The sequence below is a fragment of the Citrobacter arsenatis genome (genome assembly GCF_004353845.1).
Taxonomy (GTDB): Bacteria; Pseudomonadota; Gammaproteobacteria; order Enterobacterales; family Enterobacteriaceae; genus Citrobacter; species Citrobacter arsenatis.
The window spans coordinates 3,666,960-3,690,222 of the sequence record NZ_CP037864.1 but is presented as its reverse complement, the minus strand read 5'-3'; the positions used below and the strand labels follow the sequence as shown (position 1 = coordinate 3,690,222).

Below are 23,263 nucleotides of genomic sequence, written 5' to 3'. Positions count from 1 at the left end.
ATTAAACATCTCACCGGTATTTCCAGAATCCTTATCGATACATAGATAAACGCTATCAGAGAAATCAACTTCACCCATTAAAATGAATTTGATAATCATTCTCAATAGGCGTAGCTTGAAACATAGCAAAGGCTATGTTTCTGAGGCACTAAAATGACTAACGATCGCGTTGAGAGTAGCAGTGGACGGGCAGCGCGCAAGTTGAAGCTCGCATTAATGGGACCTGCGTTCATCGCGGCGATCGGCTATATCGATCCGGGTAACTTTGCCACCAATATCCAGGCCGGGGCCAGCTTTGGTTATAAACTACTGTGGGTGGTGGTCTGGGCAAACCTGATGGCAATGCTGATCCAGGTGCTGTCAGCAAAGCTCGGCATAGCTACGGGTAAAAACCTGGCAGAGCAAATTCGCGATCATTATCCTCGCCCGGTAGTGTGGTTTTACTGGGTGCAGGCCGAAATTATCGCCATGGCGACGGACCTTGCTGAATTTATTGGCGCCGCGATTGGCTTCAAACTGATCCTCGGCGTTTCCTTATTGCAAGGGGCCGTGCTTACCGGCATCGCGACATTTTTAATTCTGATGCTGCAACGTCGCGGGCAAAAGCCGCTGGAAAAAGTCATTGGCGGCCTTCTGCTGTTTGTGGCCGCAGCTTATATTGTGGAGCTGGTTTTTTCGCAACCGAACTTCGCGCAGCTTAGTAAGGGGATGGTGATCCCAAGCCTGCCTAATTCCGAGGCGGTGTTCCTGGCAGCCGGTGTGCTCGGCGCGACTATCATGCCGCACGTCATTTATCTGCACTCTTCCTTAACGCAACATCTGCACGGCGGAACGCGTCAACAGCGCTATGCGGCCACAAAATGGGATGTGGCTCTTGCCATGACGATTGCTGGATTTGTCAATCTGGCGATGATGGCGACGGCAGCCGCAGCATTTCATTTTAGCGGGCATACAGGTATTGCCGATCTCGATCAGGCGTATCTGACTCTTGAACCGTTGTTGAGTCACGCTGCGGCGACGGTATTCGGTTTAAGCCTGGTGGCTGCGGGACTCTCTTCTACCGTGGTCGGGACGCTGGCGGGGCAGGTGGTGATGCAAGGGTTTATCCGCTTTCACATTCCGCTATGGGTACGCCGCACGGTCACCATGATGCCATCATTTATTGTGATTCTGATGGGATTGGATCCAACGCGTATTCTGGTGATGAGCCAGGTATTGCTCAGCTTCGGTATTGCGCTGGCGCTGGTGCCGCTGCTGATCTTCACCAGCAACAGTCAGCTGATGGGCGATTTGGTGAATACCCGATGGGTAAAACAGGTAGGCTGGGTGATTGTTGTGCTGGTGGTGACACTCAATATCTGGCTGCTGGTGGGAACCGCGCTCGGTTTGTAAAAACAAAAGAGCCCGTAGGCTCTTTTGTTACATTAATGATGATGTTTGTGGCCGCGTCCACGACCGCGATGGTCATCGCGATCGTTCCAGCCTTCACGATAGCCGCGCTCATAAGCTTTGCGCTTGTCCCAGCCGCGGTGGTAGCCGTTGTCATGACGCCACCAGCGATTTTTGCGCCACTCATAGTTATGGTGCCAGTAATCCCGGTCGCGCCAGCGGCCACCATCCCAGTAGTTACCGTAATTATCGCGATCGCCAATTTGTAATTTTATGGATGGCAGCAGGGTGATTTCGCCGGCGTTAGCGGCCAGCGGTGTAAAAGCCAATAAGACTGCCGCCAGAATCAGTGACCTGAACATGTTTTCTCTCCTTCACGATCGAGCCGTAGCCGGCCTGTTAACGTAATATTACGGGGCAGTAAAGCCCCGTTTCATCGCCACAACTCTTAAATCGCAAGTGAGAGCACTTTTTGTTAATAAATGTGTCTTTATTTCAATCAACTCAGGATGGCGTCAATCTCCGCGCACTCTTCAGGCGTAAAGTGACGGTTTGCCAGCATGCCGACGGCGTCTTCAATCTGCGCCGTTTTACTCGCGCCAATCAGCACCGACGTGACGTTGTCCTCCCGGAGAACCCACGCGAGCGCCATCTGAGAAAGCTTTTGTCCGCGTCGCTCTGCCAGCGCGTTCAGCGCCCGCACTTTTTCCAGTTTTTGTGGGGTTAACTGGTCCGGATTCAGAAAACGGCTGGTGCTTGCCGCGCGAGAGTCCGCAGGAATGCCGTTCAGATAGCGGTCTGTTAACTGTCCGCCAGCCAGCGGTGAGAAGGCGATACTGCCGACGCCTTTTTCCTGTAATAGCGACAGCAAGCCACCTTCGACCCAACGTTCGAACATGGAATATTTGGGCTGGTGAATAAGGCATGGCGTACCTAAATCATCGAGTATTTCAATTGCCTGCCGGGCAAGATCCGCGGGATAGTTAGACAGTCCGACGTACAGCGCTTTGCCCTGACGGACGATATGATCCAGCGCGCGCATGGTTTCTCTGAGCGGCGTTTCAGGGTCGGGGCGATGGTGGTAGAAGATATCGACATACTCCAGTCCCAGGCGCTTCAAGCTTTGATCGAGGCTGGCAATCAGGTATTTGCGTGAGCCCCAGTCCCCGTATGGGCCTTCCCACATGGTGTAACCCGCTTTGGTGGAGATGATAAGCTCATCTCGCCACGGTAAAAAATCTTCCTGCAGGATGCGACCAAAATTTCGCTCCGCTGAACCCGGCGGTGGACCATAGTTATTCGCCAGATCAAAATGGCTGATCCCCAGATCAAATGCGCGCTGTAACAACGCCCGACTGTTCTCAACCTGCGTGGTATCACCAAAATTGTGCCACAAACCCAGTGAGACAATCGGCAGCTTGAGACCGCTCTGACCGCAGCGGCGGTACTCCATTGTTTGATAACGATTTTCATCAGCCTGATAAGCCATGTAGCCTCCTGTCGGATAACGTGTATCTCTGAGTGTATACGTTTACACAAGGTAGCTTACAATGAAATTTTCGGGTGAAAACTGTACATCTTGCTTTCCACCCCCTTCACAGCGACTTTCCTGGACAGTCATCACAGTTCTTCGATACTCAACATGAGGTTACCGTCAGAAGGATAGCTGTCATGCAAACCCCGTATTCCGTTGCTGATTATCTGCTGGACAGGCTGGCAGGCTGTGGCGTCGGCCATCTCTTTGGTGTGCCTGGCGATTATAATTTGCAGTTTCTTGACCATGTGATTGAACATCCCAGCGTACGTTGGGTCGGGTGTGCGAACGAGTTGAACGCGGCTTATGCGGCAGATGGCTATGCCCGAGTATCTGGAGTAGGGGCGCTGCTCACCACGTTTGGCGTGGGTGAGTTAAGCGCGATTAATGGTATCGCGGGAAGCTATGCGGAATATGTTCCTGTTTTGCATATTGTTGGCGCACCCTGTCGTGGCGCGCAGCGTCGCGGGGAGTTGATGCATCACACTCTGGGTGACGGGGATTTTCAGCATTTTTACCGTATGCAGCAGGCGGTAACGACGGCCAGCGCGGTGCTGGATGAACAAAACGCTTGTTATGACATTGACCGCGTGCTGCGAACGATGCTTACCGAACGCAGGCCGGGCTATCTGATGTTACCTGCTGATGTGGCAAAACAGCCCGCCACGCCGCCGAGCGACATTCTGATTGTTCCTCTGAGCGAGCCGGAAAGCAGTGTGGCAGAAGCGTTTCGCTATCTTGCCCGCGAACGATTGCTGGACAGCCCGCGCGTAGCGCTGCTGGCGGACTTTCTCGCGTTGCGCTTTGGCTTGCAACCGGTCTTGCAGCGCTGGATGGCGGAAACGCCGATGGCCCACGCTACGCTGTTGATGGGCAAAGGGCTATTCGATGAGCGTCATCCGGCGTTTGTTGGCACGTACAGCGCCGGAGCCAGCAGCGACTATGTACGTCAGGCAATAGAAGATGCCGACACGATTATTTGTGTCGGTACGCAATTTGTTGACACTCTGACCGCCGGATTTACGCAAAATCTTGCACAGGAGCGCACTATTGAGGTGCAGCCTCATGCCTCCAGGATTGGAACCAGTTGGTTTAACATCCCAATGGAGCAAGCGGCCACCACCTTGCGGGAGCTGTGTCTGGAAATGTCGTTTTCACTTCCGCCAGAACGTCCGCCAGTTGGGCGTCTTGAGGTTGAAAAAGGGCATCTGACGCAGGAAAACTTCTGGCATACGCTGCAGCAGTATCTGGCGCCCAATGACATTATTCTCGTCGACCAGGGAACCGCCGCCTTTGGCGCAGCTGCGCTCACGCTACCCGGCGGAGCGGAAGTGCTGGTTCAGCCGCTGTGGGGGTCTATCGGTTACGCGCTCCCGGCTGCATTCGGTGCGCAAGCTGCCTGTCCAGACCGCCGGGTGATCCTGATTATTGGCGATGGCGCGGCGCAGCTCACTATTCAGGAACTGGGCTCTATGCTCAGAGACGGGCAGGCTCCCGTTATTTTGCTGCTCAATAATGACGGCTATACCGTGGAGCGGGCCATACACGGAGCCAATCAGCGTTATAACGATATCGCCGCCTGGAGCTGGACGCAGGTGCCGCAGGCGTTTAGTCGTGAATGTCAGGCGGAATGCTGGCGAGTGACGCAGGCGGTACAACTGGAGGAAGTGCTGGCCCGGTTGGCCCGTCCGCAACGATTGTCGTTAATTGAGGTGGTGCTACCGAAAGCCGATCTTCCTGAGCTATTGCGCACGGTGACCCGTGCGCTGGAAACGCGTAACGGAGGATAACTACTTATCGGGACGCTCGGCGACCATCATCGGTTTGCCTGCCAGCAGTAGCCAGGCGGGAAGCATGACGATGCACAGCAGCGGCAGCAGGGTGGAATCTGGCACCACCACTGCTGCCATAAACAGGCTCAGCCAAGCGTCACGGGTGACGACCAGCACCAGTCCAAGGATCGCGCAGGAGACGGTGATGGCTGCCGGCACTGCCTCAACGTGGGCGTGCAGCATCAGGCCAAGCGCGACCCCCACGAATACTGCCGGGAAGATTCGCCCGCCGCGAAAACCACTCGCAGCTGCGACCACTAATGCCGCAAGCTTGATCACGGCGAGCATAAAATAATCCGATGTCCCCAGCGTCTGGCTGAACGCCATTTGCTGCATTTCATCCAGTCCTTTGAACAAGGTGAGCGGTCCGCCGATAACGCCCAGGATACCGAGGATAAAGCCGCCAGCCCCAAGGATCAGAACCGGGTGTTTTAATCGATGCATTAAATGGTGCAAACGCGGCAGGCACCAGACGGCGATCATCCCGGCGGCAATGGCGATGGCGGCAACCACCGCACCGCTGAGGATATCGATCAAGTGCATCTGCGTATAGTGCGCGATGGGCAGTGAAAAATGGGGGTGAAAAAACAGGCTGGTGGTCAGCGAACCCGCGGCAGCGGCCATTAACGGTGCAAATAACCGATCCCATAAGGGAACATCGTTCGAGCTATTCAGCGTTTGCGAAAATATCAGTGCGGCGGCAACGGGAGTGCCAAACAGCGCGCCGATGGTGCCGGCAGAAGCGAGAATGGTCCAGTCCAGCTTAGCAATGCGGGGAAACATGCGGCTGCCGAGCGCCACCGCCAGTGCAATATTGACGGTCATGATCGGGTGTTCCGGACCCAAACTAACGCCACCCGCGAGACCAAGGATGAGTGCTGCCAGCAGGCCCGGTATTGCTGACGTTGGAACCGGCATACCAATTAACGGTTCACAGGCTGGATCCGGTCCTGCGTGACCCTGGCTGTAGCGAATAACTAACCCGACCACGATCCCCGTGAGCGTCAGCATTCCGATAATCCATAACGGAGAGTCCTGGGCAATACCGATGCTAACAGGCAGCCGTTCCCATAAAAATTGCTGTAAAACGGAAGCCACTTTCATCACAACGATCAACACCAGGCTGGACGCTATGCCAATGATTAGCGCAGGAGTTGACAGCAAGAGCATCGTTCTGGCTCGCGGATGGAGCATTTTCTATTCCTTAAAACAGAGTCATAGACATAGTTTGCACAGCCTGCGCAACCGCATCGCTGCAAATGGTGCTGAAACGATAAAGTAATTATGTGATCTGGATCGATTTTCTATGGGCATCAGCCTTCAGGCCGTTGTTGTTATGCCCCCATGAATTTACAGTGTGGCAAAGATTTATTCTGACTTTAGCGGAGCAGTGGAAGAATGACAAAATATGCTTTAGTAGGTGATGTTGGCGGCACCAACGCGCGTCTTGCTCTGTGCGATATTGCCAGCGGCGAGATTTCGCAGGCAAAAACCTATTCCGGGCTGGATTACCCAAGCCTCGAGGCCGTGGTGCGCGTGTACCTGGATGAGCATAGCGTCAGCGTTGAAGATGGCTGCATTGCCATTGCCTGTCCCATTACCGGCGACTGGGTGGCAATGACCAACCATACCTGGGCATTCTCTATTGCCGAGATGAAAAAAAATCTGGGCTTCAGCCATCTGGAAATCATCAATGATTTCACCGCCGTGTCGATGGCGATCCCGATGCTGAAAAAAGAGCATTTGATCCAGTTTGGTGGCGCGGAACCCGTCGAAGGTAAACCGATTGCAGTTTATGGCGCAGGAACCGGGCTTGGCGTGGCGCATCTGGTGCACGTTGATAAACGCTGGGTGAGCCTGCCTGGTGAAGGCGGTCACGTGGATTTTGCGCCTAATAGCGAAGAAGAGGGGATTATCCTGGAAGTTCTGCGTGCGGAGATTGGTCACGTTTCCGCTGAGCGCGTGCTGTCAGGTCCGGGGCTGGTGAACCTGTATCGCGCCATCGTAAAATCAGACGGACGACTGCCGGAAAATCTGCAGCCAAAGGATATCACCGCGCGTGCGCTGGAAGATTCCTGTATCGATTGTCGGCGGGCGCTGTCGCTGTTCTGCGTCATCATGGGGCGTTTTGGCGGCGATCTGGCGTTAACGCTGGGTACGTTTGGCGGAGTGTACATCGCGGGCGGCATCGTACCGCGCTTCCTCGACTTCTTTAAAGCTTCCGGTTTCCGCGGTGGTTTTGAAGATAAAGGGCGCTTTAAAGCCTACGTACAGGACATTCCGGTGTATCTGATCGTGCATGAAAACCCCGGACTGCTTGGCTCCGGTGCGCATCTGCGCCAGACGTTGGGCCATATTTTGTAAGGCCAGTGCCGGATGGTATTTAGCGATCATCCGGTCTGCATTCCCACAAAACCGCGCTCCTGACGTAATGCCGATCAGTTAACAACGAGCAATAGTTGTAATGATACCTAAAAGCGGCATATCCGGAGTTAATGAATTTGTTGCCCCCGGTATTTGTTACGTTCACCTTATCTTTTTCACTTTTCTGAAACGATCACGGGTACCTGTGCTTCAGAAAAGTGCAAAGCTGAAGTGAACGGAACCCTGACTCGGAATCACATGTTCTCCATAATGTTTAACTGGTAAGCATTACGCTTCTGACGCGGTTTTTTTATGCCTGCCATTCACCTTTCCGACCTTCGTCACATTTCCGAGTGACGGGATTATTTGTCCAGTAAAAGCATTATTTGTCTGATAACAGTTGTTACTTTCCTCGGACCATAATTTCACTCGTTAACTATTACGAGGAAATGATTATGAGCAAAAAACTGATTGCCGTCTGCGCGTGCCCAATGGGGCTGGCCCACACCTTTATGGCGGCTCAGGCGCTGGAAGAAGCCGCGGTTGAAGCGGGTTATGAAGTGAAAATTGAAACCCAGGGCGCGGACGGAATACAAAATCGCCTGACAGCGCAGGATATCGCTGAGGCAACGTTAATCATCCATTCTGTTGCCGTTACTCCGGAAGATAACGAGCGTTTTGAGTCGCGTGACGTTTACGAAATTACGTTACAGGACGCGATAAAAAATGCAGCCGGCATCATTAAAGAGATCGAAGAGATGGTTGCCGCTGAACAACAATAATCATCGACAGGGAATTACGTATGGCCATTAAAAAACGCAGTGCAACCGTTGTGCCTGGCGCATCTGGTGCGGCAGCGGCAATAAAAAATCCACCGGCCTCCCGCAATAGCTTCTGGGGCGAACTTCCGCAACATGTGATGTCGGGTATTTCGCGCATGGTGCCGACGTTAATTATGGGCGGGGTGATTCTCGCCTTCTCGCAACTGATCGCCTATAGCTGGCTCGATATTCCTGCTGATACCGGCATCATGGATGCGCTGAACAGCGGAAAATTCACCGGTTTTAATCTCTCATTACTGAAATTTGCCTGGCTGTCGCAATCTTTTGGCGGCGTGCTGTTTGGTTTTGCTATCCCGATGTTTGCCGCGTTTGTCGCCAACTCTATCGGCGGCAAGCTGGCGTTTCCGGCAGGATTCATTGGCGGGCTGATGTCTACTCAGCCGACACAGATACTGAATTTTGACCCGGCGACGCTGCAATGGGCAACCAGTGCTCCGGTTCCGTCAACCTTTATTGGCGCGCTAATTATCTCGATTGTCGCCGGGTATCTGGTGAAGTGGATGAACCAAAAAATCCAGCTGCCTGATTTCCTGCTGGCGTTCAAAACCACCTTTTTACTGCCCATTCTTTCCGCCATTTTCGTCATGCTGGCGATGTATTACGTGATAACGCCGTTTGGCGGCTGGATCAACGGTGGGATCCGTACTCTGCTGACGGCGGCTGGCGAGAAAGGCACGCTGATGTACGCGATGGGGATTTCCGCGGCAACGGCGATTGACCTCGGCGGCCCGATTAATAAAGCCGCAGGTTTTGTCGCCTTCAGCTTTACCACCGATCACGTTCTACCGGTAACCGCGCGCTCTATTGCAATTGTCATTCCCCCGATTGGCCTCGGGCTGGCCACGCTTATTGACCGTCGCTTAACCGGCAAACGCCTGTTCAGCGCACAGCTCTACCCACAGGGGAAAACGGCAATGTTCCTCGCGTTTATGGGGATCAGCGAAGGGGCGATCCCGTTTGCACTGGAAAGTCCCATCACTGCGATTCCGTCCTATATGGTTGGCGCCATTGTCGGGTCGACGGCTGCAGTCTGGCTGGGCGCGGTGCAGTGGTTCCCTGAATCGGCTATTTGGGCGTGGCCGCTGGTCACTAACCTCGGCGTTTATATGGCGGGGATCCTGTTAGGCGCGGTAATTACGGCGCTGATGGTGGTGTTCCTGCGCCATCTGATGTATCGCAAAGGCAAGTTGCTGATTGAAAGCCTCTGATTAAAAGGATTGTAACCATGAGCTTACTTGCTTCACTACGCGACTGGCTAACGGCGCAACATCTCGACGCGATGCTGTTGTCGTCACGGCAAAACAAACAGCCGCATATGGGGATCTCCAGCAGTTCAGGGTTTGTGTTTATCAGCCATGAAAGTGCGCATATCCTGGTTGATGCCCGTTACTACACCGATGTTGCCACGCGTACTCAGGGCTATCAGATCCATCGGCTCGATGGAACGCAGACGCTGTATTCGCAGGTGAATCACATTATTGCGCACGAAAAGCTGCAGACGGTGGGATTTGAAGGTGAGCAGGTAAGCTGGGAAACGGCGAACGCGTGGTCGGACAAACTGCGTGCCCGACTGGTGAGCACCGTACCGGACGTGCTCCGGCAGGTGAAAACGGCGCAGGAAATAGCCTGCATCCGCGAAGCCTGCCGGATAGCTGACCTCAGCGCGGAACATATACGTCGCTTTATTCAACCCGGTCTCAGTGAGCGCGAAATTGCCGCTGAACTGGAGTGGTTTATGCGCACGCTCGGCGCAGATAAAGCTTCTTTTGACACCATTGTCGCCAGCGGCTGGCGCGGTGCGCTGCCACACGGCAAAGCCAGCGACAAGCGTGTTGAGGCGGGCGAGTTCATCACGCTGGATTTTGGCGCGCTGTATCAGGGTTATTGTTCGGATATGACGCGGACCTTTCGCATCCCCGATGCCAACCAGCCAGCGGAAGAAAGCGCGCTGTTTGCCGTGTACCAGATTGTGCTGGCGGCGCAGCGTGCCGCGGTGGCGGCAATTCGACCAGGTGCGCGATGCAATGAGGTAGACGTCGCAGCCAGGCAGATCATTAGCCAGGCGGGCTATGGCGATGCGTTTGGCCACAACACCGGACATGCTATCGGCATTGAGGTGCATGAAAACCCACGTTTTTCCCCCACTGACACAACACCTCTGGTCGCTGGCATGCTCCTCACCGTTGAGCCGGGTATTTATCTGCCGGGGCTGGGTGGTGTGCGTATTGAAGATGTCGTACTGGTTACGCCTGACGGCGGCGAGGTGCTCTATACCATGGCGAAAACATTGCTACACACGGGAGAGGCGTAATGGACTTATCGTTACTAAAGGCGCTGAGCGAGGCGGACGCGATCGCCTCGTCAGAACAGGAAGTGCGGCAGATCCTGCTTGAGGAAGCGGATCGCCTTAATAAAGAGGTGCGCTTCGATGGTCTGGGATCGGTGCTGATCCGTCTCAATGAATCAACCGGTCCGAAGGTGATGATCTGCGCGCATATGGATGAAGTGGGATTTATCGTGCGTAGTATTTCCAGCGAAGGGGCGATCGATGTATTGCCGGTGGGAAATGTGCGAATGGCGGCCAGACAACTGCAACCGGTGCGGATCACCACCCGTGAAGAGAGCAAAATTCCCGGTCTGCTCGACGGAGAGCGCTGCGGTAATGAGGTCAATGCGCTGCGGGTAGATATCGGCGCGCGGTCTTATGATGAGGTACTCCAGGCCGGCGTACGCCCCGGCGATCGCGTCACCTTCGACACAACCTTTCAGGTCTTGCCGCACCAGCGAATCATGGGCAAAGCCTTTGATGACCGTCTTGGATGTTATTTGCTGGTGGCGCTACTGCGAGAATGGCATAACGCCATCCTCCCTTGCGAAGTCTGGCTGGTGGCCAGTTCCAGTGAAGAAGTGGGACTGCGCGGAGGACAAACGGCCACACGCGCGGTCGCACCGGATGTGGCGTTTGTGCTGGATACGGCCTGCTGGGCCAAAAACTTTGATTACAGTGCGGCCAACCACCGACAGCTCGGTAAAGGCCCGATGCTGGTGCTGAGTGATAAATCGCTGATTGCGCCGCCGAAGCTGACGGCGTGGATTGAAAACGTGGCCGCCGATGCAGGCATTTCCCTGCAGCTCGACATGTTCAGTAACGGCGGCACCGACGGCGGGGCGGTGCACGTAAGCGGCACAGGGATCCCAACGGTTGTCATGGGACCCGCCACACGCCATGGACATTGCGCGGCATCGATTGCCGACTGTCGGGACATCATCCAGACGCAGCAGTTGTTGTCGGCTCTTATTTCACATCTTACGTGCGAAACCGTGGCTCATCTGACGGACTTCAGGTGCTGATTTCGCGCTAATCAGGAGTTGTTATGCTAACGATTCAATTTCTTTGCCCGTTACCCAATGGCCTGCATGCGCGTCCGGCGTGGGAGCTGAAAGAACAGTGCAGCCAGTGGCAAAGTGAGGTGATATTTATTAATCATCGCCAGAATGCGAGGGCGGATGCGAAAAGCTCGCTGGCGCTGATAGGCACCGGAACGCTGTTTAACGACAGTTGCAGCCTGACCATTACCGGTCGCGATGAAGAACAGGCCCGGCGTGCGCTGGAGGAGTACCTGCAGCACCGGTTTATTGACAGCGATAGCGTTCAGCCGACCCCGGCGGAACTGGCGGCGCACCCGTTGCCGCGTTCGCTGATTCGCCTCAACCCGGACCTGTTGTACGGCAGCGTGCTGGCTGGGGGCGTGGGAGCAGGTACGCTCACGCTTTGGCAAAGCGATAACCTGGAAAGTTATCGTGCGATTGCGGCGAGTGCGGAAGACAATACCCGGCTGGAGCACAGTCTGGCGACGCTTGCCGAACAGCTCAATCAGCAGTTGCGCGAGCGCGACGGTGAGAGTAAAACCATCCTTAGCGCGCATCTGTCTCTGATTCAGGATGACGAGTTTGCCGGGAATATTCGCCGCTTAATGCTGGAGCAACATCTGGGGCTAGGGGCGGCAATCGTTGCCAATATGGAGCAGGTGTGCGACAAGCTGTCGGCCTCCGGTAGTGATTACCTGCGCGAACGCGTCAGTGACATCCGTGATATCAGCGAACAGCTATTGCATATTACCTGGCCTGAAAGACGACCGCGCAATGCGCTGGTGCTGACTAAACCAACCATCCTTGTCGCTGAAGATCTGACGCCCAGTCAGTTTTTAAGCCTCGATTTGCAGCATCTGTCTGGCATGATCCTGGAGAAAACGGGGCGCACTTCGCATACCCTGATCCTTGCCCGTGCGTCAGCTATTCCGGTACTTAGCGGCTTGCCGCTGGCGGCCATTAACCGGTATTCCGGGCAGCATGCGGTACTGGATGCCCGATGTGGGGTATTGGCCATCAATCCAGACGATGCCGTTCGCGGCTATTACGCGATTGCGCAGAAGCTGGCCGATGAATGCCAGCGGCGGCAGGCGCTTGATGCCGCCCAGCCCGCGTTGACCAAAGATAATCAGCGTATTGACGTTGCGGCGAATATCGGCACCGCGCTGGAAGCTCCGGGGGCATTTGCCAATGGCGCTGAAGGGATTGGGTTGTTTCGTACTGAAATGCTGTTTATGGATCGCGACAGCGCTCCTGACGAGCAGGAACAGTTTGAAGCCTACCAGCAGGTCTTATTAGCTGCGGGCGACAAGCCGGTTATCTTTCGCACCATGGATATCGGCGGCGATAAGAACATCCGCTATCTTAATATTCCGCAGGAAGAGAATCCGTTCCTGGGCTATCGCGCGGTGCGGATTTATCCGGAGTTTGCCGGGCTTTTTCGCACTCAACTGCGCGCGATTTTGCGGGCGGCAACCTTCGGCAATGCGCAACTGATGATCCCGATGGTGCACAGCCTCGACCAGATTTTATGGGTAAAAAGCGAACTGCAAAAAGCGTTGGTGGCGCTGAAAGCGGACGGCTTACGCCATGCCCCAACGATTTCATTGGGGATTATGGTTGAAGTCCCTTCGGTGTGTTACATCATCGACCATTTCTGTGATGAGGTGGATTTCTTCAGTATTGGTTCAAATGACATGACCCAGTATCTGTACGCCGTCGATCGCAATAACCCGCGCGTTTCGCCGTTGTACAACCCGATTACGCCGTCGTTCCTGCGCATGTTGCAGCAGATTGTTCGCGTGGCACACGAACGCGGTAAATGGGTGGGTATTTGCGGCGAACTGGGCGGCGAAGGGCGTTATTTACCGCTGCTTCTGGGCCTCGGGTTGGACGAGCTGAGTATGAGCAGTCCGCGTATTCCGGCGGTAAAAAGCCAGCTTCGTCAACTGAACGGTCAGGCCTGCCGTGAGCTCGCCATGCAGGCCTGCGAGTGCCGTAGCGCTCAGGAGATTGAAGAGCTGCTAAACCAGTTTGCACCGCAGAAAGATGTGCGTCCGCTGCTGGCGCTGGAGAACATCTTTGTTGGCGAATCTCTGAGTAACAAAGAGCAGGTGATCCAGTTCCTGTGCGGCAATCTTGGCGTCAATGGACGCACTGAACATCCGTTTGAGCTGGAGGAAGATGTCTGGCAGCGTGAAGAGATAGTCACTACCGCCGTCGGTTTTGGGGTGGCTATTCCGCACACGAAATCCCAGTGGATCCGCCATTCCAGCATCAGCATTGCCCGACTTCTGCAGCCCGTTGACTGGCAGTCTGAGATGGGTGATGTGGAACTGGTGATCATGCTGACGCTGGGAGCCGATGAAGGCATAAACCACGTGAAGGTCTTCTCGCAGCTGGCGCGCAAGCTGGTGAACAAGCAGTTCCGCCAGTCGTTGTTTGCCGCTGAAAATGCTGAGAGCATTCTTGCGCTGCTGGAGGCGGAACTGACGTTTTAAACTTCACTGAAAGAGCGCTGTCCAGCCTGTGGCGTTGTGGTTGCAGGCTGGGTTAACGTTAGCGGAAAGCGCAAACATCAATGCGGTGCGTTGTGCCCCGGCAGTTTCCCGGCTCTTAACAGCGTCATCTCTTGCTTGCAGAGCAGAACTACCGCCTGGCGACCTTTAACACGACGGGAGGTCAGGGCTCTTTTCACGGTCCGACGATCCGCACCTGATTCCAGCATCTGAAAACACATCAGGGAGAGTGCACGTCTGTTTTTCATCGCATATTCACTTTATTGAGTAAGCCTGCAGGGTTTAACTAAAGGCCGTCATTTTACAACGATCCTGAATGAGATTACGAATCGTACAATAAATGACCGCTACTGATATAATTTAAGAGCGGCCATGCGCGTAATCAACCTAAGGAGGTGCGCAATGGACAAAGCAGAAGTGAAGTCATTTGGTCTTCCAGACGAAGTTCGTGAGTTCCCTCACGGGCGACTGGAGCTTCTCGATGTGGGAGGCGCAATCGTCGGCCGTGCGGTCCTGGAGCCAGGCTGGCGGTGGTCTACGTCAGTTCAACCTATCGCTGGAACGAAGAGTTGCGAAGCCCCTCATTTTCAGTACCACGTTTCCGGTGTGCTGCGGGTAAAAATGGATGATGGCAGCGAATTTGATTGTAAGCCCGGTGAGCTGTCGCGCATTCCTCCTGGCCATGATGCCTGGGTGGTTGGCGATGAATCCGTGGTGATTGTTGATTTCCAGGGAATGGTCAATTGGGCTAAACACACAGACATCGGCTGTAACGACTCACCATAAAGCAAAGATACGGCGGCCTTGGCAGGTGTTGACATAATCAACGCGCTGACTGAAAACGCGCGCCGTACTCTCCCGGCGTCAGGCCAAACTGACGCCGGAACAGGCGACAGAAATAATCACTGTCATGGTATCCACACCGCTGTGCGACTTCGCTAATCGACAGATGGTATTTCTGCAAGATAATGCGCGCCTTCGCCATTCTGACCCACCGTAGATACTCGACGAACCCCATGGTGCCGTGCTGGGCAAACACTTTTGACAGGTGATTGGGTGTGATATTAAAAAACTGCGCCACGCTTTCGCGAGTCAGCGGCTGGGCATAGTTATCTTGTATCCAATTACACATACTATGATAGAGAAATTCAGCGCGTGGGCGCTCGGTGTCTGGGCGGGTATTCACCACGCTACGACACAGATGCAGCAGACTAAGCACCAACGGCTGAATGATATCCTGGGCCTGAGGAGAGCGGCTTAAATGCGTTAATGCGGTGAGCATCGCCTCACCTTCGCCGCGTTGTGGATGGGGTAACTCAATACGGCGTACCGGACGAAGCAGCGATGCGGTTCGATTATCGTAAAAAGAGAGTCCCAGCCATGCCGGAGAAAAAACCAGGCTCAGCAACATGACGGGTTTGTCGCCGCCGGGCAGATTCGCCGCTTTCGCCGGGATAAACAGCATGTCGCCTTCTGCCAGGCTATGCTGCTGTTTTTGCAGTTGGTTGCTGTATTCCCCACGTAGCACGATATCTAGGCGCGGAAGGTCAATACATAAACTGCCGGTTGGTAACGTGGTAGGCTGGGTCGCGAACCACACGTGCCCCAGACGCTGTGGGTTTAACACCAGGCCACTGAACAGATCGGCGAAAAACTGTTGGTCTGCGGGAAGGCCTGGCTCTTTCATCGCTCTTTCTCTGCGCTATAAGTGCATTAACTGTCTGAACTCTTTCACTTTACTCCGACTAACCGGGATTTCAAATTCCAGGTCTTTCAAGCGCAAAATATAGGTATTGTTAAACCAGGGTTCGATCTCGCGGATTTTATTCAGATTCACGCAGAACGAGCGGTGGCAGCGGAAGAAATGCGAAGCCGGCAATTTGCTGCAAAATTCGGTGATGTTCATCGCCATCACGTACGATTCGCGCCGGGTGTAGACAAACGTCATCTTTTCATGGGCTTCTGCGTAGTAGATGTCGTTGATCGGGGTCACGATGATCCGCTCATCTTTGATCAGGTTGATCGTATCGTTTTCGCGGGCTACCGGACTGGTGGGCGAAGTTCCCGTTTGCTGCTGTTGCCAGGCGGCTTCAAGCTTTTGCAGCATGCCGACGATGCGTGATTCCTGGTATGGCTTCAGAATGTAGTCAAAAGCTTCCAGTTCAAAGGCTTCAACGGCGTGCTCTTTCCACGCGGTAATAAAGACAATAAAGGGCTTATGTGCGAACTGGCTGATGTTTTGCGCCAGCAGGACGCCATCCAACGAGGGAATATTGATATCCAGAAAAATAGCGTCAACGCGGTTGTGCTGCAGATATTTCAGCACGTCCAGACCGTCGTCAAATGTGCCGACAATTTCCATCTGACTGTGCTCTTTTATAAGCCAGCTAAGTTCCTGTTGGGCCAGGAATTCATCTTCAACAATGATGACTTTCACGACTTCACTCCTGGTTAAAGCAACAATGTGGCCGGTGCGGCCGCGGGCGAGTGCTGATTAGGCACATAAAAGGCAATCTCAGTTCCAGGCTCCAGACGGCGGATATGTAAGCCCTCGCCGTAGAGCAGCTTAACGCGATGATGCACATTCAACAGTCCAATTTTATTACCCGGCATTTCATTGGATTCGACCCGTTCAATCACTTTTGGATCGATACCGTGGCCCGTATCCCGCACGGCTATGCGGACCCGGTTACCACACTCCGCCACGCTGATGGTGACCACACCTTTCCCTTTGCAGGGTTGAATCCCATGGACGATGGCGTTCTCGACCAGTGGCTGAATCAGCAGGCTGGGAATATAACAGCTAACCTCTTCATCGATATCATAAATAACCGTCAGCTTATCGCCAAACCGCGCCTGTTCGATGGCGATGTAATCCTTGATTTGATACAGCTCTTTTTTGATGTCGATCTGCTCATCGTCTTTTAATTCAATATTATAGCGAAGATAGCGCGACAAATTAAAAATGAGCTGGCGTGCGGTGTCCGGATTAAGTCGCACCGACGATGAAATTGCGTTCAGGGCATTAAACAGGAAATGGGGATTTATTTTACTTTGCAGCGCGCGCAGCTCTGCCTTATTTGCCATTTCACGAAGTTGCTCCGCCCGGGAAACCTCAAGCTGTGTCGAGATAATTTGCGACAGGCCAATCGCCATTTCCTGCAGTGAGGAGGTTATCTGGTGGGCGTGACAGTAGTAGATTTTTAGCGTACCGGTAACAACACCTTTCTCCCAAAGTGGGATCACCAGCATGGAATGTATTTCCGGCGTGCGATGCGCTTCATCATTGTTTTTAATGATGATTTTACCGTAATTGATTGCCTGCTGCGTGGTTGGGCTGACAAAATCATCGTTATCGCGGTAGTTAAGTTCACCCACGCCAACGTAGGCCAGAACGTGCTGGGTATTGGTAATCGCGACGGCGTCTGCATGGATGTCATGGCGAATAATTTCGCACACCTGGCGGAGCGACTCGCTGTTAACCTGACGGAAAAGTGGTAGGGTTTTGTTGGCGATATCCAGTGCCAGTTTCGCCTGCTTCGCGGCGCTGGCTTCTTTCTCTCCCTCCACGCTTTGAACCAGCATGACGATAAAACCAATGCAGACGCTACCCAGGATCATTGGGATGCCAATTTTCGAGACGATATCCAGCCCCAGTTCGGTGGTGGGTGCCCAGGCCACAACGAGGATCATGGTCAGGGATTCGCACAGCATTCCGCCTAAAATACCCGCGCGCCAGTGCTGCGCTTTGGGGATCTTTCGGTTGATCCATCCGGCAATGCAGCCCGCCAGAATGCTGGTGATAAAGCAGGGTAGAGCGGTTACGCCGCCGATATCAATCAGGTAGCGGTGGGTGCCCGCGATGAGGCCCGTAATGATCCCGACCCAGGGACCGAACAGAATTCCCCCTGACATGACGGCGATAATACGTACGTTAACCAGTGAGCCTTCAACCGGTACACCGGACCAGGTACTGAACAGGGCAAACATTGAGAAAATCGCGGTAACGGCGAGCAGCTCTTTCGGGGAGTGGGCTGACTTGTGCAACAGTTCGCGAAACAAACGGATACGAATCAGGAAAAACAGACAGAACAGCATCAGCGCTGCCCGGTCAAATACCGCCAGCAGCATGTTGAATATTTCGTGCACGGGTGACTCTTGCGCAAGGGTTAAACCTCTATGATAGGTAACCTGAGGCTGGATGACCAGCTCACCCGCAGACTGTGGCTAATGGGGAAAAACCATATTATTAAAAGGGGATTGTTGCGCATTTGTTGTATTTACAATGCCTGTCCTGCCGGCGAAGCGTTCAAGGTAATATATTTAACAACAAAATGTTAACTGATGGTAATTTTAAGCGGGCTGTGAAAAAGGTTGTTTCCTCATTTTTTCTGTCTGTTCCTCTTTTACGTCAATAAAAAATATTTTGTTTTGCCTCTCGACAGAAGGAAATTATTCAGGCTATTTTCTAAACGTGCCACCATCGTGGCAGCGTCGCTCGGACGGTCCGGGCGCTAACGTTAATCTGAGGATACTATGGCTGACTCCCGCCCTGAACGTCGCTTTACGCGTATTGATCGTCTTCCCCCTTACGTTTTTAACATCACTGCTGAACTGAAGATGGCTGCGCGTCGGCGCGGTGAAGATATTATCGATTTCAGCATGGGGAACCCGGATGGGGCTACGCCTCCTCACATTGTTGAAAAACTGTGTACCGTGGCGCAGCGCCCGGATACTCACGGTTATTCCACCTCACGCGGCATTCCGCGTCTGCGCCGGGCGATTTCCCGTTGGTACCAGGAACGTTATGACGTTGAGATTGATCCAGAATCCGAAGCGATTGTGACGATTGGCTCCAAAGAGGGACTGGCGCACCTGATGCTGGCCACGCTGGATCACGGTGATACTGTCCTTGTACCTAACCCGAGCTATCCGATCCATATTTATGGCGCGGTAATTGCCGGCGCGCAGGTACGTTCAGTGCCGCTGGTCGAAGGCGTCGACTTCTTTAATGAGCTGGAGCGTGCGATTCGTGAGAGCTATCCAAAACCGAAGATGATGATCTTAGGTTTTCCGTCTAACCCTACTGCACAGTGCGTCGAGCTGGAGTTCTTCGAAAAAGTCGTGGCCCTGGCTAAACGTTATGACGTGCTGGTGGTTCATGACCTCGCCTATGCCGATATCGTCTACGACGGCTGGAAAGCGCCATCAATTATGCAGGTTCCAGGTGCTCGCGATGTCGCTGTTGAATTTTTCACTCTGTCGAAAAGCTACAACATGGCGGGCTGGCGTATCGGTTTTATGGTGGGTAACAAAACGCTGGTAAACGCCCTGGCGCGAATTAAGAGCTATCACGATTACGGAACCTTTACACCGTTACAGGTTGCGGCTATCGCCGCGCTGGAAGGCGATCAGCAGTGCGTACGGGATATTGCTGAGCAATATAAACGTCGTCGGGATGTGCTGGTCAAAGGGCTGCATGAAGCCGGTTGGATGGTTGAGATGCCAAAGGCCTCAATGTACGTTTGGGCGAAAATTCCTGAGCACTACGCTGCGATGGGGTCACTTGAATTTGCCAAGAAACTGCTGAACGAAGCGAAGGTATGCGTTTCGCCGGGGGTTGGATTTGGTGATTATGGTGATACGCACGTGCGCTTTGCGTTAATTGAAAACCGCGACCGTACTCGCCAGGCAATTCGCGGCATCAAAGCGATGTTCCGCGCAGATGGTTTGCTGCCTGCTACTGCGAAATCAACCACTGAAAGTACCGACTAACAACACGTTCCCCCAAAAGCAAACAGGAGCCTGATGGCTCCTGTTTTTTTTGCTGCGTCTTTTAATTTAGATCATCAGGGCGAAAGTACCGGCCCAAACGATGACCATAAAAGAAATGCCCATAAAGAAATATTTCACTTTTCATCTCTCCGCGTACCTGGGGTACGTCTAAATGAACATATGCTTACCTGACAGAGAGCTGATGCAGGCGTAAACGAAATGGAGAATCCCCCTCGTTTGCTTGGCTGCATCACCTCAGAATTCTGAGCTTTAATGCTCCAGACGGCGCTAATGTACGCTTAAAAATGATGGGACACAAGAGGCATTTTTTTATTTAATTTTAATAACTTACAAGTGTCGTGATTAGGCGACAGTTTAATTTCTTTCGGTAATAAATTGCTATTGAGCGACGTAATGGTTACTCGGAGAATTCTCATATCGCCATGATGTTAATGCGGTTAATTTTTCGCGGAAATAGATAATGAAAAGGTTAAAAATGACCAGATTAATGATGTTAGCACTCGTTCTTACGCCATTGACGTCGATGGCGGCCTCGCCGTTGGCATTCAATTTCAGCTGCGCAAGTATTGGCGGCGTGAATAGTGATGGTAAAGGCAATGTTTGGATTGATGGCACGAAGGCGACAGTGAAGATCTTCAATGAAAACTACTGGGAAGCAAAAAGCGGTAACAATACCGTTTCTATCTCCCGTAAAGATGACGGGAATCCGGAAATTTCATGGGCGGGGCCAAATCGTAAGCACGGAATTTGCCTGCCTGAAGACAATATCGACTTTTCCGGGGCAAAGAAATCGACCACTAACGGACCCTCTTTTTCCTGTTCTGCGGTAGCAAAGGGTAGTATCGAAGAGGTTATCTGTCAGAGTCCTTCGCTCTCAGCAATGGATTTGGCATTGAACGGGGCCTACAAGCAAGCGCTGGTGAAATCGAGTAACAACCCGACGCTCAAAGCAGAACAACGCGGTTGGGTGAAAGGGCGTAATGAGTGCTGGAAAGAGCAGGACAAGCCAGCCTGTATTGCCCGTAACTATAACGAGCGAATGGCTGAACTCCAGAACAAGTGGGGCGTTAAGTAATTCAGCCGCAGAAAAAAAGAAAGGCCCTGCGGTAATGCTCGTCAGTTAAGCATGTATGGTGAACATGTGATTCTTGCTCAGGGTTCCGTTCACCTCAGCGGTGTCATTTCTCTGAAGCGCTGATGCCCGTGAACGTGCAAGGGAGGCTCACCGCCGCCTCCCTTGCAACCCTGGCTCCCGGCAGGAAAATCGTCGCTACGCGATTATTCGCCCCATCCCTGGGGCTCACCCCTTCGGGGCCATCGCAAGCGCTGTTCAAAATTGCTCCCGGCAATTTTGTCATTCGTCTTATGCCGTCTGCCTGTCGAGTCGGGGCCGAGCCTGTATCCCTGCAGGCCATCCCCTCTGCCCGCATCCCTGCGGACAGCCCCGGTCAGCCGTCAACGCCTCATCGATTTTCAGCCGGACAGGGGGCATCGCTTCAATGCCCTGACTTCCAGTAAAACCTGTTTTGCTGTTTAAAAAAAAACGCAGAGGGTCAGGTGTGGGCTGGTCCGGCTGAAAATTGCCGACGTGTTTCCGTAAGGCCGGGAGAACCCGCAGGGATGCGGGTTCAGGGCGCGCTTTACAGGGACGTTACATCGCGCCCGGCCCGGAAGCCTGGAGGAATGAGCGGAGGGAACCGCGAAGTGGCAATTTTCCGTGCCGGGAGCCGGGATTGTAAAGGGCGTGGCGGAGAACGCCCTTTACACGTTCACGGGAATCCGTGTTTCAGAGAAACAATGAGCATGAGGTGAACGGAACTCTATCTCCGAGATAGCATGTTCTTTACCTCCGCCAGCTTACTGAAACTGAGGCGCTAACTGACTGGCATTAAGGCCTTGCGGCCTTTCTTTTTAGATATACAACGATGCTTCACCCATCGGGCGTGTTTTGAAGCGACGGTGGATCCAGAGATACTGCTCGGGTGCACGCATGATCTCTTTTTCGATAATTTTATTCATATACGCCGCTGCCTGGTTTTCATCTGCCGGGTAACCTTCCATTTCCGGCGTGATAAACAGGCGGTAACCAGAGTTGTCCGCTTTTCTCACCATGGTTACGGTCAACATCGCTGCGCCTGATAACCGTGACAGGACGTAAGTCCCGTTAGTCGTTGCGACGTTTTTGACTGCAAAGAAGGGGGCGAATGAACTTCCTTTACGACCATAGTCCTGATCGGGGGCAAACCATACGGCCTCACCTTTTTTCAGGGCGCCGACAATACCACGCAGATTATTTCTGCCGATCATTGCCTTGTTAGAGCGCATACGACCGCGGGTTTGGATCCACTCCATCAACTTATTGTTGTGCGGGCGATAGGTTGCCATCATCGGCTGACAAAGGCCCATTACGCGACCACCTAACTCGAGCGACATAAAGTGTACGCCTACAACCATCACACCACGATTTTGCAACTGGGCGCGCTTCAGGTTGTCGAGTCCTTCTACGTCAAACCATTTACGCACCCGGCGGTCCGGCCAGAACCAGGCCATGCCGGTTTCAAGCAGTCCCATGCCGAGTGAACGAAAGTTCTCATCGACCAGTTTGTCTCTTTCTTCTTGCGACAGATTCGGGAAACAGAGTTCGAGATTTTTACGTGCAATAGATTCACGGCGTTTTAAAAATGGACGAGCCAGCGTTCCTGTACGGGTACCAAGAAAACACAATACGGGATAGGGAAGTTGTACCAGTAACCAGAGCACACCAACACCAAACCATGTGAGCCAGTAGCGCGGATGCAAAAACGCGCGTGAAAATTTACATTGGGGGAACATAAGCACCTGTTGTTGATACGAAATAGATGTATCGCGAAGATTCTTTGTCTGTCGCTTTACACTCTGCACTGATCGTTAGGCCGCCATGAACGACATTGGTTCCTGTAAAGAGTGTAAAACTGAGTCAGGACAAAACCACGAGGGGGCATGAATGATCGGACGCACAATGTACACCCGAAGATTAATGTCAGCCAGAAATAATTACTCAAGATTCGTAAATGTTTTTAGGGCGATTAAGAACAAAAAATAACCTATATATAATCCGTTGTTTTTATGCAGATTAAATAAAAGTCTGCCCGAGAGAGTAATAGTATGCAGGCGAAGGATTTTTGTAACTAAGATGTTGCTGAAATTGCACGCAGATAGGAATTGTCTTAGAATATAAAGTTAAGGGAGTGTAAGGACTTACGTTAAGTATACGGCAGACAGGAGGTATCGCTATGCTCTATTTCTGGATCTTTCTCGCCCTGAGCATTTTGTGCGTCAGTTGCTATATCTGGCAGGTTATGGGCGCTGCGGCGTCAATCAGCGCTTTTCTCGGAATGGCCATCCTTACGGCATTAATTTACTTTTTTACTATGCGATTGACCAATGGTAACGAAATGGTAACCGGGTTATTCCTGTTTCTTGCTCCTGCTTGCGGTTTGATTATTCGCTTTATGGTGGGTTACGGTAAGCAATAATTTGGCATGTTACTATTAGAAATAAATTATCATGTTGAGCGTTTTTTATTTATCTGAGTTATTGAAGTGCCAGCATCGCTGGCACTTTTTTGTGGGGACTACA

At 53.0% G+C, this 23,263-nt stretch carries 22 protein-coding genes; 13 read left to right on the top strand and 9 right to left on the bottom strand.

The window, feature by feature from the left end; translation table 11 throughout:
* Nucleotides 1-82: 82 nt before the first annotated feature.
* Entirely contained in the window at nucleotides 83-157 is a 75-nt protein-coding gene (locus E1B03_RS26775) for a hypothetical protein (protein ID WP_418219455.1), read from the top strand.
* Complete coding sequence (locus E1B03_RS18940) at nucleotides 154-1,392, top strand: Nramp family divalent metal transporter (protein WP_133086735.1); 1,239 nt, start codon at nucleotides 154-156, stop codon at nucleotides 1,390-1,392. The genes E1B03_RS26775 and E1B03_RS18940 overlap by 4 nt, the downstream gene beginning before the upstream one ends.
* Nucleotides 1,393-1,424: 32 nt before the next feature.
* On the opposite strand, the gene ypeC is transcribed toward E1B03_RS18940, so the two are convergent.
* On the bottom strand, nucleotides 1,425-1,751 hold the full coding sequence (ypeC, locus tag E1B03_RS18935; protein ID WP_003834889.1) for a DUF2502 domain-containing protein YpeC: 327 nt from the start codon (nucleotides 1,749-1,751) through the stop codon (nucleotides 1,425-1,427).
* A gap of 137 nt (nucleotides 1,752-1,888) precedes the next feature.
* Nucleotides 1,889-2,878, bottom strand: a complete 990-nt coding sequence (gene mgrA / locus E1B03_RS18930; RefSeq protein WP_103771657.1) for an L-glyceraldehyde 3-phosphate reductase — start codon at nucleotides 2,876-2,878, stop codon at nucleotides 1,889-1,891.
* Between the two features lie 182 nt (nucleotides 2,879-3,060).
* Between mgrA and E1B03_RS18925 the strand changes: the two genes are divergently transcribed.
* Entirely contained in the window at nucleotides 3,061-4,713 is a 1,653-nt protein-coding gene (locus E1B03_RS18925; RefSeq protein ID WP_133086734.1) for an alpha-keto acid decarboxylase family protein, read from the top strand.
* On the opposite strand, the gene E1B03_RS18920 is transcribed toward E1B03_RS18925, so the two are convergent.
* A complete protein-coding gene (locus tag E1B03_RS18920; protein ID WP_103771659.1) occupies nucleotides 4,714-5,949 on the bottom strand; it encodes an ion channel protein in 1,236 nt (411 codons plus the stop codon).
* Between the two features lie 204 nt (nucleotides 5,950-6,153).
* Here E1B03_RS18920 and glk point away from each other — a divergent pair, with 204 nt between their 5' ends.
* The 6 genes from glk (at nucleotide 6,154) to ptsP (ending at nucleotide 13,831) form a co-directional block, all read left to right on the top strand.
* Nucleotides 6,154-7,119 (top strand): glucokinase, encoded by a 966-nt coding sequence (glk, locus tag E1B03_RS18915; RefSeq protein WP_103771660.1) that lies wholly within the window; start codon nucleotides 6,154-6,156, stop codon nucleotides 7,117-7,119.
* Between the two features lie 455 nt (nucleotides 7,120-7,574).
* Complete coding sequence (locus E1B03_RS18910) at nucleotides 7,575-7,901, top strand: PTS fructose transporter subunit IIB (protein ID WP_003028254.1); 327 nt, start codon at nucleotides 7,575-7,577, stop codon at nucleotides 7,899-7,901.
* Between the two features lie 20 nt (nucleotides 7,902-7,921).
* Nucleotides 7,922-9,169: a PTS fructose transporter subunit IIC gene (locus E1B03_RS18905; RefSeq protein ID WP_047409694.1), complete on the top strand. Its 1,248-nt coding sequence runs from the start codon at nucleotides 7,922-7,924 to the stop codon at nucleotides 9,167-9,169.
* Between the two features lie 17 nt (nucleotides 9,170-9,186).
* Complete coding sequence (gene ypdF, locus E1B03_RS18900; protein WP_103771661.1) at nucleotides 9,187-10,272, top strand: aminopeptidase; 1,086 nt, start codon at nucleotides 9,187-9,189, stop codon at nucleotides 10,270-10,272.
* The gene (gene ypdE / locus E1B03_RS18895) at nucleotides 10,272-11,312 is read left to right on the top strand and encodes an aminopeptidase (RefSeq protein ID WP_103771662.1); all 1,041 of its coding nucleotides are present in this window, start codon (nucleotides 10,272-10,274) and stop codon (nucleotides 11,310-11,312) included. The genes ypdF and ypdE overlap by 1 nt, the downstream gene beginning before the upstream one ends.
* A 23-nt stretch (nucleotides 11,313-11,335) precedes the next feature.
* Nucleotides 11,336-13,831, top strand: coding sequence for a phosphoenolpyruvate--protein phosphotransferase (gene ptsP, locus E1B03_RS18890; protein ID WP_103771663.1), 2,496 nt, complete (start codon nucleotides 11,336-11,338; stop codon nucleotides 13,829-13,831).
* 77 nt (nucleotides 13,832-13,908) lie between these two features.
* On the opposite strand, the gene E1B03_RS18885 is transcribed toward ptsP, so the two are convergent.
* A complete protein-coding gene (locus E1B03_RS18885; protein ID WP_103771664.1) occupies nucleotides 13,909-14,097 on the bottom strand; it encodes a hypothetical protein in 189 nt (62 codons plus the stop codon).
* Between the two features lie 154 nt (nucleotides 14,098-14,251).
* Between E1B03_RS18885 and E1B03_RS18880 the strand changes: the two genes are divergently transcribed.
* Nucleotides 14,252-14,635 (top strand): cupin domain-containing protein, encoded by a 384-nt coding sequence (locus tag E1B03_RS18880; protein WP_003028244.1) that lies wholly within the window; start codon nucleotides 14,252-14,254, stop codon nucleotides 14,633-14,635.
* A gap of 37 nt (nucleotides 14,636-14,672) precedes the next feature.
* Here the strand turns inward: E1B03_RS18880 and E1B03_RS18875 are convergent, their stop codons facing one another.
* The 3 genes from E1B03_RS18875 to E1B03_RS18865 are packed head-to-tail and all read right to left on the bottom strand — an operon-like array spanning nucleotide 14,673 to nucleotide 17,998.
* Nucleotides 14,673-15,536, bottom strand: a complete 864-nt coding sequence (locus tag E1B03_RS18875; protein ID WP_103771665.1) for an AraC family transcriptional regulator — start codon at nucleotides 15,534-15,536, stop codon at nucleotides 14,673-14,675.
* A 15-nt stretch (nucleotides 15,537-15,551) separates the two neighbouring features.
* The gene (gene ypdB, locus E1B03_RS18870) at nucleotides 15,552-16,286 is read right to left on the bottom strand and encodes a two-component system response regulator YpdB (RefSeq protein ID WP_103771666.1); all 735 of its coding nucleotides are present in this window, start codon (nucleotides 16,284-16,286) and stop codon (nucleotides 15,552-15,554) included.
* Nucleotides 16,287-16,300: 14 nt separating this feature from the next.
* Complete coding sequence (locus E1B03_RS18865; RefSeq protein WP_103771667.1) at nucleotides 16,301-17,998, bottom strand: sensor histidine kinase; 1,698 nt, start codon at nucleotides 17,996-17,998, stop codon at nucleotides 16,301-16,303.
* 387 nt (nucleotides 17,999-18,385) lie between these two features.
* On the opposite strand from E1B03_RS18865, the gene alaC reads away from it, so the two are divergent.
* Entirely contained in the window at nucleotides 18,386-19,624 is a 1,239-nt protein-coding gene (gene alaC / locus E1B03_RS18860; RefSeq protein WP_103771668.1) for an alanine transaminase, read from the top strand.
* A gap of 66 nt (nucleotides 19,625-19,690) precedes the next feature.
* Here the strand turns inward: alaC and ypdK are convergent, their stop codons facing one another.
* Complete coding sequence (gene ypdK, locus E1B03_RS18855) at nucleotides 19,691-19,762, bottom strand: membrane protein YpdK (protein ID WP_010723117.1); 72 nt, start codon at nucleotides 19,760-19,762, stop codon at nucleotides 19,691-19,693.
* Between the two features lie 343 nt (nucleotides 19,763-20,105).
* Here ypdK and E1B03_RS18850 point away from each other — a divergent pair, with 343 nt between their 5' ends.
* Nucleotides 20,106-20,720, top strand: a complete 615-nt coding sequence (locus E1B03_RS18850; protein WP_133086733.1) for a lysozyme inhibitor LprI family protein — start codon at nucleotides 20,106-20,108, stop codon at nucleotides 20,718-20,720.
* An 836-nt stretch (nucleotides 20,721-21,556) separates the two neighbouring features.
* Here E1B03_RS18850 and lpxP read toward each other — a convergent pair.
* Nucleotides 21,557-22,477: a kdo(2)-lipid IV(A) palmitoleoyltransferase gene (gene lpxP, locus E1B03_RS18835; RefSeq protein WP_133086732.1), complete on the bottom strand. Its 921-nt coding sequence runs from the start codon at nucleotides 22,475-22,477 to the stop codon at nucleotides 21,557-21,559.
* Between the two features lie 440 nt (nucleotides 22,478-22,917).
* Between lpxP and E1B03_RS18830 the strand changes: the two genes are divergently transcribed.
* Nucleotides 22,918-23,160, top strand: a complete 243-nt coding sequence (locus E1B03_RS18830) for a YfdY family protein (protein ID WP_003028231.1) — start codon at nucleotides 22,918-22,920, stop codon at nucleotides 23,158-23,160.
* The last annotated feature ends 103 nt before the right edge of the window (nucleotides 23,161-23,263 follow it).